This is a genomic window from Achromobacter arsenitoxydans SY8, from assembly GCF_000236785.1.
Lineage (GTDB): Bacteria > Pseudomonadota > Gammaproteobacteria > Burkholderiales > Burkholderiaceae_B > Achromobacter > Achromobacter arsenitoxydans.
The window spans coordinates 161,548-176,065 of record NZ_AGUF01000055.1 but is presented as its reverse complement, the minus strand read 5'-3'; the positions used below and the strand labels follow the sequence as shown (position 1 = coordinate 176,065).

At 65.8% G+C, this 14,518-nt stretch carries 15 protein-coding genes; 3 read left to right on the top strand and 12 right to left on the bottom strand.

What is annotated here, in order from left to right; all coding sequences use genetic code 11:
• Window positions 1–105: 105 nt before the first annotated feature.
• The 3 genes from thrC to alaC all read right to left on the bottom strand — a co-directional run bounded on the left by thrC (window position 106) and on the right by alaC (window position 4,294).
• A complete protein-coding gene (gene thrC, locus KYC_RS16450) occupies window positions 106–1,515 on the bottom strand; it encodes a threonine synthase (RefSeq protein WP_008164322.1) in 1,410 nt (469 codons plus the stop codon).
• Between the two features lie 124 nt (window positions 1,516–1,639).
• Window positions 1,640–2,944: a homoserine dehydrogenase gene (locus KYC_RS16445; protein ID WP_043518661.1), complete on the bottom strand. Its 1,305-nt coding sequence runs from the start codon at window positions 2,942–2,944 to the stop codon at window positions 1,640–1,642.
• A gap of 162 nt (window positions 2,945–3,106) precedes the next feature.
• The gene (alaC, locus tag KYC_RS16440; protein WP_008164319.1) at window positions 3,107–4,294 is read right to left on the bottom strand and encodes an alanine transaminase; all 1,188 of its coding nucleotides are present in this window, start codon (window positions 4,292–4,294) and stop codon (window positions 3,107–3,109) included.
• A 233-nt stretch (window positions 4,295–4,527) separates the two neighbouring features.
• Between alaC and KYC_RS16435 the strand changes: the two genes are divergently transcribed.
• From KYC_RS16435 to KYC_RS16425, 3 genes are read left to right on the top strand one after another with little or no spacing between them, the layout of a single operon-like run.
• On the top strand, window positions 4,528–4,989 hold the full coding sequence (locus KYC_RS16435; protein WP_008164317.1) for an Mth938-like domain-containing protein: 462 nt from the start codon (window positions 4,528–4,530) through the stop codon (window positions 4,987–4,989).
• Window positions 4,986–5,450, top strand: coding sequence for a peroxiredoxin (locus KYC_RS16430; RefSeq protein WP_008164315.1), 465 nt, complete (start codon window positions 4,986–4,988; stop codon window positions 5,448–5,450). Before KYC_RS16435 ends, KYC_RS16430 begins: the two co-directional genes overlap by 4 nt.
• Before the next feature lie 57 nt (window positions 5,451–5,507).
• The gene (locus tag KYC_RS16425) at window positions 5,508–7,217 is read left to right on the top strand and encodes a PhoH family protein (RefSeq protein WP_008164313.1); all 1,710 of its coding nucleotides are present in this window, start codon (window positions 5,508–5,510) and stop codon (window positions 7,215–7,217) included.
• Between the two features lie 67 nt (window positions 7,218–7,284).
• Here KYC_RS16425 and KYC_RS16420 read toward each other — a convergent pair whose 3' ends face one another.
• The 9 genes from KYC_RS16420 to KYC_RS16380 form a co-directional block, all read right to left on the bottom strand.
• Window positions 7,285–7,416 (bottom strand): entericidin A/B family lipoprotein, encoded by a 132-nt coding sequence (locus tag KYC_RS16420; RefSeq protein ID WP_008164311.1) that lies wholly within the window; start codon window positions 7,414–7,416, stop codon window positions 7,285–7,287.
• 34 nt (window positions 7,417–7,450) lie between these two features.
• Window positions 7,451–8,146 carry a fumarylacetoacetate hydrolase family protein gene (locus KYC_RS16415; protein WP_008164308.1) on the bottom strand — a complete coding sequence of 232 codons (696 nt, stop codon included), beginning with the start codon at window positions 8,144–8,146 and terminating at the stop codon, window positions 7,451–7,453.
• Between the two features lie 286 nt (window positions 8,147–8,432).
• Window positions 8,433–8,963: an inorganic diphosphatase gene (ppa, locus tag KYC_RS16410; RefSeq protein ID WP_008164306.1), complete on the bottom strand. Its 531-nt coding sequence runs from the start codon at window positions 8,961–8,963 to the stop codon at window positions 8,433–8,435.
• Between the two features lie 29 nt (window positions 8,964–8,992).
• On the bottom strand, window positions 8,993–10,612 hold the full coding sequence (locus KYC_RS16405; RefSeq protein WP_008164304.1) for a heme biosynthesis HemY N-terminal domain-containing protein: 1,620 nt from the start codon (window positions 10,610–10,612) through the stop codon (window positions 8,993–8,995).
• Between the two features lie 5 nt (window positions 10,613–10,617).
• On the bottom strand, window positions 10,618–11,808 hold the full coding sequence (locus tag KYC_RS16400; RefSeq protein ID WP_050814902.1) for a uroporphyrinogen-III C-methyltransferase: 1,191 nt from the start codon (window positions 11,806–11,808) through the stop codon (window positions 10,618–10,620).
• A gap of 37 nt (window positions 11,809–11,845) precedes the next feature.
• A complete protein-coding gene (locus KYC_RS16395) occupies window positions 11,846–12,664 on the bottom strand; it encodes a uroporphyrinogen-III synthase (RefSeq protein ID WP_008164302.1) in 819 nt (272 codons plus the stop codon).
• Entirely contained in the window at window positions 12,664–13,608 is a 945-nt protein-coding gene (hemC, locus tag KYC_RS16390; RefSeq protein WP_043518658.1) for a hydroxymethylbilane synthase, read from the bottom strand. The genes KYC_RS16395 and hemC overlap by 1 nt, the downstream gene beginning before the upstream one ends.
• Before the next feature lie 9 nt (window positions 13,609–13,617).
• Entirely contained in the window at window positions 13,618–13,740 is a 123-nt protein-coding gene (locus KYC_RS30065) for a hypothetical protein (protein WP_008164300.1), read from the bottom strand.
• Window positions 13,727–14,446 carry a TerC family protein gene (locus KYC_RS16380; protein WP_008164299.1) on the bottom strand — a complete coding sequence of 240 codons (720 nt, stop codon included), beginning with the start codon at window positions 14,444–14,446 and terminating at the stop codon, window positions 13,727–13,729. The genes KYC_RS30065 and KYC_RS16380 overlap by 14 nt, the downstream gene beginning before the upstream one ends.
• Between the last annotated feature and the right edge of the window lie 72 nt (window positions 14,447–14,518).

Sequence of the window (14,518 nt, the reverse complement as noted above, 5' to 3'; positions counted from 1 at the left end):
CAGAAAGTGCATTAGAACGTAATTGGCACTGCCCCCAATAATTAAAAACCCCTCGCGGGACGCGCCTGCGAGGGGTTGCAACCGTACACAAGCGGCAAGTGCGCTTTACACCTTGGCGTGGGCCTCGATGAAACGGCGTACGGACGCTTCGTCGCAATCCATGACTTCGACGCGCTGGGGCAGGGATTCCAGGTCCGCGAGGTTGCCGGGCGGCGTGGCGGGACGGCCAAGCGCTTCCTCGATGGTCTCGGAGAACTTGGCGGGCAAGGCGGTTTCAAGCACCAGCATGGGCACGCCGGGCTCGACGAATTCGCGCGCGACCTTCACGCCGTCGGCGGTGTGGGGGTCGATCAGCACGCCCGTCGCATCGTAGACGGAGCGGATCGTCGCCAGGCGGTCGGCGTGCGTGCTGGCGCCCGACACGAAGCCATAACGCGATTCAAACTGGTCCTTGAGCTCGGACAGGTCGAACGACCCGTCGCGCGCAACCGCCGCCCACAGCGCCTTCACGCGCTCCGCATCGCGGCCCACCAGGTCGAACACGAAGCGTTCGAAGTTGGAAGCGCGCGAAATGTCCATAGAGGGGCTGGAGGTCGCGTAGGTCTGCTCGGCGGGACGCGGACGGTAGACGCCGGTGCGGAAGAATTCTTCCAGCACGTTGTTCTCGTTCGTGGCCAGGACCAGGCGGCGGATGGGCAAGCCCATGCTGCGCGCGATATGGCCGGACAGGATGTTGCCGAAGTTGCCCGAAGGCACGGCGAACGACACCTGCTGGCCAGCACTTTCAGTGGCACGCAGCCAGCCGTGGAAGTAATACACCACCTGGGCGGCAATGCGCGCCCAGTTGATGGAGTTCACGGCGCCAAGGCGATACTTGGTTTTGAAGGCCAGATCGCCGGCCAGCGCTTTGACGATGTCCTGCGCCTCGTCGAACACGCCGCGCACGGCGATATTGTGGATGTTCTCGTCCTGCAGCGAGTACATCTGCGCACGCTGGAAGGCGCTCATGCGGCCGTGCGGCGACAGCATGAAAACCGCCACGCCCTTCTTGCCGCGCAGGGCGTATTCCGCTGCGGAGCCGGTGTCGCCGGAAGTGGCGCCCACGATGTTCAGCGTGGTGCCGCGCTTGGTGAGCACGTACTCGAACACTTGGCCCAGGAACTGCATGGCCATGTCCTTGAAAGCCAGCGTCGGCCCTTCAGACAGCCCCAGCAGCGACAGTCCGTCATCCAGCGGACGCAGCGGGACGATGTCCTCGCTGTTGAAGATCTGCGGCGTATAGGCGGCGCGCGTCAGCCGGCGCAGATCGTCCGCGGGAATGTCGGTGGCGAACAGCGACAGCACTTCGAACGCCAGGTCCGCGTACGGCAGGCCGCGCCAGGATTCGAGCGTTTCCCCGGAAACCTGGGGCAGCGCCTGCGGCACGGCCAGGCCGCCGTCGGGCGCCAGGCCTTCAAGCAGAATGTCGGAAAATTCCTGCGCGGCCATGCCGCCGCGCGTAGAGATGTATTTCATGTCAATTGCTCCGCGATGCGCCAAACTCCCCCAATCCGGGCCGCCGTGGAGCCGGCATTGCCGGTCCGCGCGCGGCGCCCCCTTGAGGGGGAAGCGCCAGGGGCGCTTCGGGGGTGGGCCTTTTTCACGTCAGATTTTCCACGCGCAGACGCGTCACCTTGGAACGCACGAAGGGCAAGGATTCGATGCGCTCGATGGCTTGATTGACGTTGCCCTCCACTGCCTCATGCGTCAGGAAGATAATGTCCGCGCCGCCGATGTGCGAGGGCTGCTGGATCATCGACCCGATGGAAATGGAGCGGTCGGCCAGGATGCGGGCGATGTCCGCCAGCACGCCGGGCTGATCGTCCACGCGCAGGCGCAGATAGTACGACGTGCTGACCTGCTCGATCGGGAGGATCGGCGTGTCCGACATGGCGTCCGGCTGGAAGGCCAGGTGCGGCACGCGATTGCCCGGGTCCGCGGTGTGCAGGCGGGTCACGTCGACCAGATCCGCCACGACCGCCGAGGCGGTCGGCTCTTCGCCCGCGCCCTGCCCGTAATACAGCGTCGGGCCGACGGCGTCGCCCTTGACCAGCACGGCGTTCATCGCGCCTTCGACATTGGCCAGCAGACGCTCGGACGGAACCAGCGACGGATGCACGCGCAGCTCGATACCGTCGGGACGGCGCTTCGTGATGCCCAGCAATTTGATGCGGTAGCCCAGGCGCTCGGCGTGTTCGATATCTTCGGCGGCCAGCTGCGAAATGCCTTCGATGTAGGCACGGTCGAACTGAACCGGCACGCCGAAGGCCAGCGAAGCCAGCAAGGTCAGTTTGTGCGCGGCGTCCACGCCTTCCACGTCGAACGTGGGATCGGCCTCGGCGTAGCCCAGGCGCTGCGCTTCGGCCAGCACGTCGGCGAACGGCAGGCCGCGCGTGCGCATTTCGGACAGGATGAAGTTGGTGGTGCCGTTGATGATGCCGGCCACCCACTGGATGCGGTTGGCGGTCAGGCCTTCGCGGATCGCCTTGATGATGGGAATGCCGCCCGCCACGGCGGCCTCGAAGTTCACCATCACGCCGCGTTCAGACGCGGCGGCGAAGATCTCGTTGCCATGCTTGGCCAGCAGAGCCTTGTTGGCGGTGACCACGTGCTTGCCGTTGGCGATGGCTTCAAGCACCAGTTCGCGTGCCAGCGTATCGCCGCCGATCAGTTCGACGACGATGTCGATTTCCGGATCGCGCACCAGCGCGTGCACATCGGTGTCGACCAGGATGGCGTCGCCCACGCGGGCGCGGGCCTTGGCCACGTCGCGCACGGCGGCGCGGGTGACTTCAATGCGGCGGCCGGCGCGGCGTGCGATTTCCTCGGCGTTGCGGGACAGCACGGTCCACGTGCCGCCGCCAACCACGCCAAGGCCCAGCAGGCCGACCTTCATGGGTTTCATCGCGGCGCCCTCTGCGGGCGGGCGTTGAGGGGAATTCATTTCAGTTCTCCATAATGCTGACGCAAGGCGCAGGCGCCGCCGTATCGGTGGGCCGCGGATCCGGCCCCGCCGGTCCGCAGCACGCCCCCTCGGGGGAAGCGCGCAGCGCTGCGGGGGGGCCCATCACTTCAGCAATCCGTCCTTGCGGAACATATCTTTGATGCCGCGCACCGCCTGGCGGGTGCGCTGCTCGTTTTCGATAAGAGCGAAGCGCACGTATTCGTCGCCATACTCGCCGAAGCCGATCCCGGGGGACACGGCCACTTTCGCATCCGACAGGACACGCTTGGCAAATTCCAAAGAGCCCATCGCCCTGTAGGGTTCGGGGATCTGCGCCCAGATGTACATGGACGCCTTGGGAATCTCCACATTCCAACCTGCTTCGTGCAGGCCGCGCACGAGCACGTCGCGGCGGCTTTGATACTGCGCCACGATTTCGTTCACGCAATCCTGCGGACCGTCCAGGGCGGCGATGGACGCCACCTGGATCGGCGTGAACGTGCCGTAGTCGTGATAGCTCTTGATGCGCGCGAGCGCGTTGACCAGCTCGCGGTTGCCGACCATGTAGCCGATGCGCCAGCCCGCCATGTTGTAGCTCTTGCTCATCGTGAAGAACTCGACAGCGACATCGCGCGCGCCGGGCACCTGCATGATGGACGGGGCCACGTAGCCGTCGAACGTGATGTCGGCGTAGGCCAGGTCATGCACGACGAGGATGTCGTGTTCTTTGGCCAGCGCCACCACGCGTTCGAAGAACGACAGGTCCACGCACTGGGCGGTCGGGTTGCTGGGAAAGCCCAGCACCATCATCTTGGGCTTCGGGATGGATTCGCGCACGGCGCGTTCCAGTTCCTCGAAGAAGTCCACGCCGGGCGTCATGCGCACGGAACGGATGTTGGCGCCGGCGATGACGGCGCCGTAGATATGAATCGGGTAGCTGGGATTGGGCACCAGCACGGTGTCGCCGCGGTCCAGCGTGGCCAGCATCAGGTGAGCCAGGCCTTCCTTCGAGCCGATGGTGACAATGGCCTCGGAGTCCGGATCGAACTCGACCGCGTAGCGGCGCTGGTACCAGTCACAGATCGCCTTGCGCAGGCGCGGGATGCCCTTGGACACCGAGTAGCCGTGCGTGGTGGGACGGGTTGTCGCTTCCACCATTTTGTCGACGATGTGCTTGGGCGTCGCGCCGTCGGGATTGCCCATCGACATGTCGATGATGTCTTCGCCGCGCCTGCGCGCCGCCATCTTGAGCTCGCCGGTAATGTTGAAAACGTACGGGGGCAAACGCTCGATGCGAGAGAACTTCCTCATGATGGGAATCCTTAGGGGCGAAAAGGCAAAAAAACCAGGGCGCGGTCGCGCGAAGGGGAAAGGGGGCAAGAGCCGCGCCGGCACACGATTGCAGCGCAGCAAAACCCTGTAATCTAGCGCAAGGACGCCTAGGCGGCAAATGGGGCGAAAAAAGGCCCTTTTCCGAGTGGACACGTTGCAACATGCGACTTGTCCGATGCGCTATTATCAAGCACGTAAAGCCGGAGTTTTTATTGAAGCTGCATACCGATCCTGCGACGGCCGCTCTGAACACAGTCACCGCTTATGGCGATGGCTACATCGAGGTCAACCAGGTACGTTTTTCCTCCTCGGTCGCTTTTGGCCCCGAAGGCGAAGTTACCCTCTGGCCCGTTGAGTCGCCGGCCGACATCACCTCCTCCCTCTTGCGCCAGGCCGCCGGATTGGCCGAGCCCGTCCGCGATCCGATGGCGTTCCTGGACGAACCGGAATCCACGCCCGCCCGCCCGGCCAACGCGCCCGAAGTGCTGCTGGTTGGCACCGGCGGCCGGCAGCAGTTCCTGCGCCCCGAAATATTGCGTCCCCTTTTAGCAGCGGGCATCGGCGTGGAAATCATGGATACCCACGCCGCCTCGCGCACCTACAACATCCTGATGGCTGAGGGCCGGCGCGTCGTCGTCGCCCTCATTCCTCCCCATGGAGCATCCAGTCAATGACGCCGAGCATAGGCAAGCCCGCCCCGCTGTTCACCGCTGAGAGCACGATAGGCCCGATCAGCCTGGAACAGTGCCAGGGACGGGCGGTGATCCTGTACTTCTATCCCAAGGACAACACGCCCGGCTGCACCACCGAAAGCCAGGATTTCCGCGATCTGCACGCCGAGTTCCTCTCGGCCAGCGCAATCGTGATCGGCATCTCGCGCGATTCACTGAAGTCGCATGAGAACTTCAAGGCCAAGTACGAACTTCCTTTCCCTCTCATCTCCGACGCCGACGAAACCGTCTGCAACCTGTTCGGCGTCATCAAGCAAAAGAATATGTATGGAAAGCAGGTGCGCGGCATCGAACGCAGCACCTTCCTGATTGATGCCTATGGCGTGCTGGTGCAGGAGTGGCGCGGGGTGAAGGTCCCGGGCCACGCCAAGGAAGTCCTGCAAGCCGCAAAAAGCATCGGTTAGCCGCACAGGAAATACCCGTCAGGCGCTATGCCCGGCCCACACAGGAGAGTGACGCATATGCCGCTTCCGAAGTTGCCTACCCGCCCCGCAGCCATCCTGACCTTCCCCTCGGGCGATTCCGCCCGGGCGCAGGCCCGCACCACCAAGACTGCCGCTGCGCGGTCCAACACCCAGGCCGTCCTCGCGGAAGACGTCGAGGACGACATGCTTGTCCAGCCTGAACTCGAAGGCCTGGCGGCTCCGGCGCGCAAGGCGCAGATCCCCGCCCCCGCCCGCCAGGTCCCGCCACCCGCCCCGGCCTCGCCGGCCGTCCGCGCCCCGGCCCGCCAGCAGGCCAAGGCCGCTCCGGCGCCCGCCAAGCGCGGCAAGGCCCGCGCCCAGAACGCCCCACGCAAGCTGTTCGTCCTGGACACGAACGTGCTGCTGCACGATCCCAGCTCCCTCTTCCGCTTCGAAGAGCACGACATCTTCCTGCCGATGATGACGCTGGAAGAACTGGACCACCAGAAAAAGGGCATGTCGGAAGTGGCGCGCAACGCGCGTCAGGTCAGCCGTTCGCTGGATTCCCTGGTGCAGGACGCCACGCACCTCGACGAAGGGCTGGAACTGGCGAAGTTGGGCAACAAGGACGCCACCGGCCGCCTGATGTTCCAGACGACCGCCATCCACAGCACCCTGCCGTCCGACCTGCCCATGGGCAAGGCCGACAACCAGATCCTGGGCGTCGTCCGCGCCTTGCAGGAAAAGTACCCGCAGCGCGAAGTCGTGCTGGTGTCCAAGGACATCAACATGCGCCTGAAGGCGCGCGCGCTGGGCATGGCGGCCGAAGACTATTTCAACGATCACGTCCTGGAAGACTCGGACCTGATGTATTCGGGCGTGATGCAACTGCCCGAAGACTTCTGGAACAAGCACGGCAAGGACGTCGAGTCCTGGCAGCAGGGCGGCACGACGTTCTACCGCATCCACGGCCCGCTGTGCTCGCAGTTCGTAGTCAATCAATTCGTCTACTTTGAAGGCCAGATGCCGCTGTACGCGCAAGTGCGCGAAGTCAGCGGCAAGATGGCGGTGCTGGCGACGCTGCGCGACTACACCCACGGCAAGAACAACGTCTGGGGCATCACGGCGCGCAACCGCGAGCAGAACTTCGCCATGAACCTGCTGATGAACCCGGAATGCGATTTCGTTTCGCTGCTGGGCCAGGCAGGCACGGGCAAGACGCTGCTGGCGCTGGCGGCGGGCATCACGCAGGTGCTGGAAACCAAGCGCTACACCGAAATCATCATGACGCGCGTCACGGTGCCGGTCGGCGAGGACATCGGTTTCCTGCCCGGCACGGAAGAGGAAAAGATGCTGCCATGGATGGGCGCCCTGGAGGACAACCTCGACGTGCTGAACATGGGCGACGGCGAAGGCAACGGGGACTGGGGCCGTGCCGCCACCATGGACCTGATCCGTTCGCGCATCAAGGTCAAGTCCCTGAACTTCATGCGCGGCCGCACCTTCCTGAACAAGTACCTCATCATCGACGAGGCGCAAAACTTGACGCCCAAGCAGATGAAGACGCTGGTAACCCGCGCCGGCCCCGGCACCAAGGTGATCTGCCTGGGCAACATCGCCCAGATCGACACGCCCTACCTGACCGAAGGCAGCTCGGGTCTGACGTTCGTCGTCGACCGCTTCAAGGGCTGGCCGCATTCCGGGCACGTCACGCTGCAGCGCGGCGAGCGCTCCCGCCTGGCCGACTACGCGGGCGACGTGCTGTAAGCCCTTGCCCCGCGCCAACAAAAAGCCCCTTGAGCAATCAAGGGGCTTTTTTTCCAACGCGGGCGGATTATTTATCGGCCGCGTTGGTGATGGCATTGCCTGCCCGCGACATGTCCTTGCCCATGCCGGCAACGGTATTGCAACCGGCCAGCACAAACCCGAACACCACGAATGCAGTCAGCACAATCTTGCCGCGCATGCTAACTCCTGTTGATTGAATGAAAAGCTAAGCCTCAGGCAATCTGCACGCGCAGTTCGCCCAATCCTTCCACGCCGCCGGTGATCACGTCGCCCTGGCGCACCGCACCCACGCCTTCGGGCGTGCCGGTGAAGATGATGTCGCCCGGCTGCAGTTCGAACAGGCCCGACAGGTACGAAATGCTCTCGGGCACGTTCCACAGCATCTGCGAAATGTCGCTGGATTGCTTGCGCTCGCCGTTCACATCCAGCCAGATGGCGCCTTTTTCCAGCGTGCCGACGACGCTGCGGGGGTGGATCGGGCCCAGCGGCGCCGACTGGTCGAACGCCTTGCCGATTTCCCAGGGACGGCCCTGCTTCTTCATTTCGCCTTGCAGATCGCGGCGGGTCATGTCCAGGCCCAGGGCGTAACCCCAGACGCACTCATTGGCCTGATCCACGGGGATATCGCGGCCGCCCTTGCCCAGCACTACGACCAGTTCCATCTCGTAGTGCAGGTTGGAGGTCTTGGACGGGTAAGGCATTTTTCCGGTTTCGCCGTCGGCCACCACCAGCACCGCGTCTGCGGGCTTGCAGAAGAAGAACGGATCCTCACGGCCGGTGAAACCCATTTCCTTGGCGTGTTCGGCGTAGTTGCGGCCTACGCAATAGACGCGACGAACGGGAAACAGCGCGGCGCTGCCGGCAACGGGGACCGCGACGGGCGGCTGGGGAGGTAGAACGTAGTCCATGAGCTATCAACCTATGACAAATACGTGACCGGAAACCGGCGAAATATGTTACCTCGACGCCGCGCGCGCTTCGCCCGCAGTCCCCGCTAGAGGGCGTTTTTATTCTGGGCGGCCCGGCGTTGAAAAAGCATCCGCGAGTTTATCCCTTTCTTCGGCCGAAGCGAGGGATCGTTGGGCTTCTGCGAAGCGCAAAAGCAACGGCGCGGACGCGCGCCGCATGCTGCGGTCGCGGCCGCGCCGCCTCGGGGCGCCGGCCGGCGGCAAAGCCGGACCGGCCGGGATTCGATCAGCCCTGGCTGTAGCGCTCGGCGCTGCGCACGATTTCCTCGTGTGCGGCATCGACGCCCTTCCAGCCCTTGACCTTGACCCACTTGCCCTTTTCCAGGTCCTTGTAGTGCTCGAAGAAGTGCTGGATGCGGGAGACGTCTTCCGCGGGCAGATCTTCGTAGGACTTGATGTTGCGGTACGGGGGGTACAGCTTTTCGATCGGCACGGCCAGCAGCTTGGCGTCGCCGCCCGACTCGTCGTCCATTTCCAGCACGCCGATGGCGCGGCAGCGCACCACGGCGCCGATCTGGATGGGGAACGGAGTCAGCACCAGCACGTCGGCGGGGTCGCCGTCTTCGGACAGGGTTTGCGGGATGTAGCCGTAGTTGCACGGATAGTGCATGGCCGTCAGCATGAAGCGGTCAACGAAAATCGCACCGGAATCCTTGTCGACCTCGTACTTCACCGGGTCGGCGTTCATCGGGATTTCGATGATGACGTTGAAGTCTTCCGGCAGCTTCTTGCCAGGGGAGACGCGATCAAGACTCATGATTCAACCTTGTTTGTCTGAAAGATTATTCAAATCGAGCCGTCGTTCTTGAACGGCGGCTTGGTGGACGGCACGGGCGCGGCGGCGGCGGGCTTGGGCGCCTGGGGCGCCGAGGCCGGCGCCGGCGCGTAGGTGGGCACGGGTTCGTCGAAAGCCGCCGCCGGTATCGGCGCGCTGTCGAAGTACTCGTCGATGTCGGAAGTACCGCCAGCCAGCGGCGCGTCTTCGGGCGCGAGCGCACGATCGCGCTGCTCTTTGCTGGCGCGCGCTTCCGGGTCCAGCACATAGTCGGAGGCCGAGGCCGCGACGGCCGGCGGCAGCGCCGGATAATCGCCGCCGACGTCGGTATCGCTGTCGGTGTCCGACAGACCCACGGCATAGCCGCCTTCGGCGTCCACGCGATAGGGATCGGACCCGGTGTCGGCCGCGGGCAGCGCCGCATCGGCGGCCAGCACCGGCAGCGCCATGCTGGCCGCCGTTGCAAGGCGCCAGTGGCGCACGGCGTCGGCGGGGCGGTCCAGGCGGTCATACAGGCTGCCCAGCAGCGCATGCGTCTGCGCATCGCTGCGGCGGCTCAGGCTGCGCAGCAGATAGCGTTCCGCCTGCCCCCAAAGCTGGCCGTTCAGGCAAAGCATGCCCAGGGCGGTCAGGAGGTCCGGGTCGGTCGGGCGCTGATGCAGCCAGGTTTCGGCCTTGGAAAGGCGGCGGGAGACCTGCTCGGCTTCGCAGCGGGCATACGCCGCCACCAGCGCCGGATTGAATTTGACGGCAACCGCGGATTCCAGCACGCGGGCGGCTTCGGCGGGTTCGCCAGCTGCCTCGAAGGCCGCCGCCCCCGCCAGGGCGATTTCTGGCAGCAGGCGTTCTTCGGCTTTCAGGTCTTTCCAGATGGCGCGCCAGGCGTCGCTGCCGGCAGCGGCGCGCAGACGCGCTGCGCCCGAGGCGTCGATCAGGATGTCGGCTTCGGCCCGCGCCAGCGCATTGCGGCGCACGAGACCGCGCGCCAGCGTAAACACCTGTTCCTGGTGGTTCAACGCGGTATGCGCGCGCAGCAGCAGGCGCATCGTGTGCAGGTGGCGAGCCCCGCCGTCGGCCAGCGGCGCCAGCACCGACAGCGCGCGTTCCGCGTGCCCCTGATCCAGCAGCATGTCTGCCGAAACCGTAGCCGTGGCTTCAACCAGGCCCGGATCGGCGCCTGCCTGTTCCTGCGCAGTGGCCAGCAGGCGATCGCGCCGGTCGAACTCGCCCAGGCCATGCGCCGCACGCCCGGCGGACAGGGCCGCCAGGACCCGGCGCGTCTGCACCTTGGTCTGGTCGAGCAGCTTGGTCAGGTCTTTCTCGGCGTGGGAGTAGCGGCCTTCCAGGAGGCCGATCCAGCCGCGCTCGAGGAGTTCGTGATCGCGCGCCTGCGCGCGCTTGCCGCGCCAGGCCCGCACGCGGTCGGGAATGGCGAGCAGCCACGCCAGCAGGCGCAAGCCCACATACAGAATGATGAAAGTCGCGACGATGAGCAGGACGGCGAGCGTCAGCGACATCTCGATGCGCCACGGCCACACGAGCAACAGCACGTTGCCGGAATGCGAGCGCAACACCACCGCCAGGGCGACGGCAACGACGGCGAGCAGCAGAGTCCAGAACCAGGTACGCATAGGCCTCAGTCCTGATCGCTGGTCTTGAAGCCGGCGGCGCGCAGCGCGGCCACGGCGTTCAGGCTGTCGGCCACCTCCGGCATGCGCACGGCAATGTCGGTCTGCGCGAGTTCGCGCGCCAGAGTCTGGGCGGCGACGGTATCGGGCGAACGGCCGTCGAAGTACTTGGAGAGGGTCGTGCCGACGTTGTCGAGTTCGCTCTTCCAGACCGAAGGCTGGCGCATCAGCATGGCCAGCTGGGCCGTAAGCAGGCGCTGGCGCAGCGTGCCGCGCACCTGGTCGGCCTGTTCGGGCGACAGCAACAGCGCGGCGGGCTCATCGACACGCTGGATGGTGATCAGGCCGCCAAGCTCATGCGCCAGCGCGGAGCCGGCGCGGCCGGGCCACGAAGCCACTTCCGCGCGCCAGCGCTGCCACCAGGGAGCGTCGGCCGGCAGGCCGGCCAGGGGATCCACCACGGGGACAGGCGCCACTGGCTGGGCCTGTCCGACCGGCGCGACACCGGACGCCGCGGCGTCCGGCACCAGCAGCGGCGCGCGGCCGATCAGCGCGACCAGGCGTTCGATGCGGGCGGATTGGGCCGGGATGTCTACGGTGGAGACGGCGCGCAGGCGGTCCAAGTCGCCGTTGATCGACTGCTGCAGGCTGGAGAACCGCGGACGGTCGGCGCGCGCCAGGCGGGATTGAGCGGTCTCCAGGGCCACGATGGCGTTGGACACATTGCCCGCCAGGCGCAATTGCTGGTTGGCGATGGTGAGCAGGCGTTCGACGTCATTGGCCAGCAGTTCGTCGCTGGCGCTGTCATTGAAGTTCTGCCAGGCCAGTTGCAGGGCGTTGTACTGGCTCTGTGTCTCGCGGACGGTGTCCTCGAGTTCGGCCACGCGTCCCGCCTGGGCCTGCGCCAACGCCAGGGCCTCGCGCGTGTCCTTGCGGGCCTGCGCGACATCGGTGCTGAGCGTTTCTATGCGCGTGGCGACTTCGCGGCCGGCAGATACGAATTGCGTGCGCTGCTTCCAGAGGGCGTAACCCAGGCCGACGGCCAACAGGATCACGATTATCAGGGCGGTGACCAGAGGGCCACTGCCGCGCTTGGCCGGACGGGCCTTGACGGGATCGGCCGGGGCCGATGCGGGCGCAGTTGCGTCCGGGGCGGCCGGATGAACGGCCGGATCGGTAGCGGGAGTCTTGTCTGTCATGACGCGATTGTATTCGGTGTCGGTCCGAACCAACGAATCAGGCAGCAACAAAAGCCTGGAATATCGAGTCGTCGTTGGGCAAGCAGATTTTTACCATCGCCTGACAGGTCGCGCCATGGCCCGCCTGGGGCACGCGCCGCGCCAGCGTGGGATGCGTCAGCACGAAGCCGCAGCGCCCCCACCAGTCCGACAGTCCCGCGGCGTCAAGGCCGGCGCGGACCGCATCCGCGCCCTCGCCGCTGGTGATCAGCCAGGTCGCGCCAACGCCGTCATCCGCCCAGCGCCGCAGTTGCGCCACCTGCGAGGCGGTCCAGCCCGCGGGCCGCCTTAGGTAAACCGCGTGGCGTGTCACCGCCGAGCCGTGGGCCTCGAGCGTATCGCCCAGCCAGTCCCTGCCTTGCGTGCCGCGCACCACCAGCACCCTGGCCGGCAGTTGCGGGAGATCCTGGAGGACTTGCCACAGGGCTTCGGAATCGTGGCTCTCGGCGTCGGCGCCAGGATGAAGAACTGTTGTATTCGCGCCAAAACCGTCCAGGCCGCGCAGCGCCTGGGCGCTGGCCGGCCCCACGGTGGCCGCGATTACGCCGGCGGGCCACGCGGCCGGGCCGTCCGCCCGGGACAACTGGTCCAGATAATGCCTGGCCGCGTTGCCGCTGACGAAGACGACCATGTCGTAGGCCGCCGGCCGAGGCAGGTCCGCGGGGACCATGGGCAAGGGATGGATTTCAAGGGCGGGGAGCACGCAAGGCAACCAGCCGGCGCCCTGCAGGCGTCCGGCCAGTGCTTCGTTGCGCCCCGCGGGCCGTGTGAGGACGGCGACGCGCGGCCTTTCGGCGGCTGCGGGCGCCTTGACCATCAGCCTGGCCCGGGCGCCTGCAACAATTCGCGAAGAATGGTCTCGGCGCCGGCATCCAGCAATTCGCTGGCTGCGGCCTCGCCGATGGCTTCGGCCTCGCTGGCGGGACCGCTGCGGGCGGCGTGGACCATGCGCACGCCATCCGGCGAAGCCACCAGCGCGCGCAGCGACAAGGCGCCGTCCGAGATCTGGGCGTAAGCAGCCAGGGGCACCTGGCAGGACCCGCCCAGCTTGCGCGAGACGGCGCGTTCGGCCAGGACGCAGGCGGTCGTGTCGGCGCTGACCAGCGGCGCCAGCCAGGCGCGCATATCACTGCGGTCGTCGCGGATTTCGATGCCCAGGGCTCCCTGCCCCGCCGCCGGCAGGCTGTCGGCGGGATCCAGCAACGCGCGGATGCGCGCGCCCAGGCCCAGGCGCTCAAGACCGGCGGCCGCCAGCACGATGGCGTCGTAGTCGCCCTTGTCGAGCTTGCCCAGGCGCGTATCCAGGTTGCCGCGCAGCGGCTTCACCACGAGCGCCGGATAGCGCGCGCGGATCTGTGATTCGCGGCGCAGGCTGGACGTGCCCACGACCGCGCCCGCGGGCAATTCCGCAAGCGTGGCGTAGTGGTTGGAGACAAAGGCATCGCGCGGATCCGCGCGATCGAGAACGGCGCAAAGCTCGAATGGGGCCTGCAGATCGACCGGCACGTCCTTCAAGGAGTGCACGGCCAGATCGGCGCGCCCGTCGAGCAGGGCGTTTTCGAGTTCCTTGACGAACAGTCCCTTCCCGCCCACCTTTGAAAGCGTACGGTCGAGGATCTGGTCGCCTCGGGTCGTCAGGGTAAGAAGCTCAACCGCGCACGCCGGGTACAGCGTGCGCAGCCGGTCGCGCACATGCTCGGCTTGCCAAAGGGCAAGCCGGCTGGCGCGGGTCGCGATGACCAGGCGTTGTGGCAGAGACACGTGACGCCATCAAACGAAGTTGGAGACGATGATCGTCGCGACTACCCCGAGGATGGCCAGCACGAACAGGCCCTGAAGAAGGCTCAGGCCCGATTCGGTTTGCTGGGGGTCGGTGGATCTACGCAGACTCATGTGCTGATTCCTTGGAAGCGTTCTTGCGGCTTGCCAGCCACCGTCCAAGGACAACAACGAGCAAGGCGCCAATGATTTCAGCGGCGATTTTAACCGTAGCCGGCTGAACGCCAAATTGACGCTCGACAATAACGTCGGTAACCAGCATGCCGCCGGCGATCCAGCCCAGCAGGCCCGCGCCGAAGGTGACGACCAGCGGATAGCGGTCGATGAGCTTGAGCACCAGCGTGCTGCCCCAGATGATGATCGGCACACTGACGACCAAGCCGAAGATCACCAGACCGAGCTGATGGTCGGCATGCGCGTTCTGCGCGGCGCCAGCAATGGCGATCACGTTGTCCAGGCTCATCACGAAGTCAGCGATGATGATGGTCTTGATCGCGGCGACGATGGATGTGCCGCCCTTGATGTCGCCATGCGCATCGTCTTCGGGAACCAGGAGCTTGACGCCGATCCAGACCAGCAGCACGCCGCCCACGACCTTCAGGAACGGGATATTCAGGAGCTGCATCGCGAAGGCGATCAGCACGACACGCAGGATGATTGCCCCCGCGGTGCCCCACAAAATGCCTTGCATCCGTTGCTTGGGCGCCAGGTTGCGACACGCCAGCGCAATCACGACAGCGTTGTCGCCGCCGAGCAGGATGTCGATAAGAATGATTTGAAATACCGCTGCCCAACTCAGCGTCTGGAAAAACTCAAGCACTTTGAACCCCCGAAGGCATTTATATGAAAAGAATGGCCGGTCCCGGTCCGGCCGCCTCGCCGCGCACCGCGC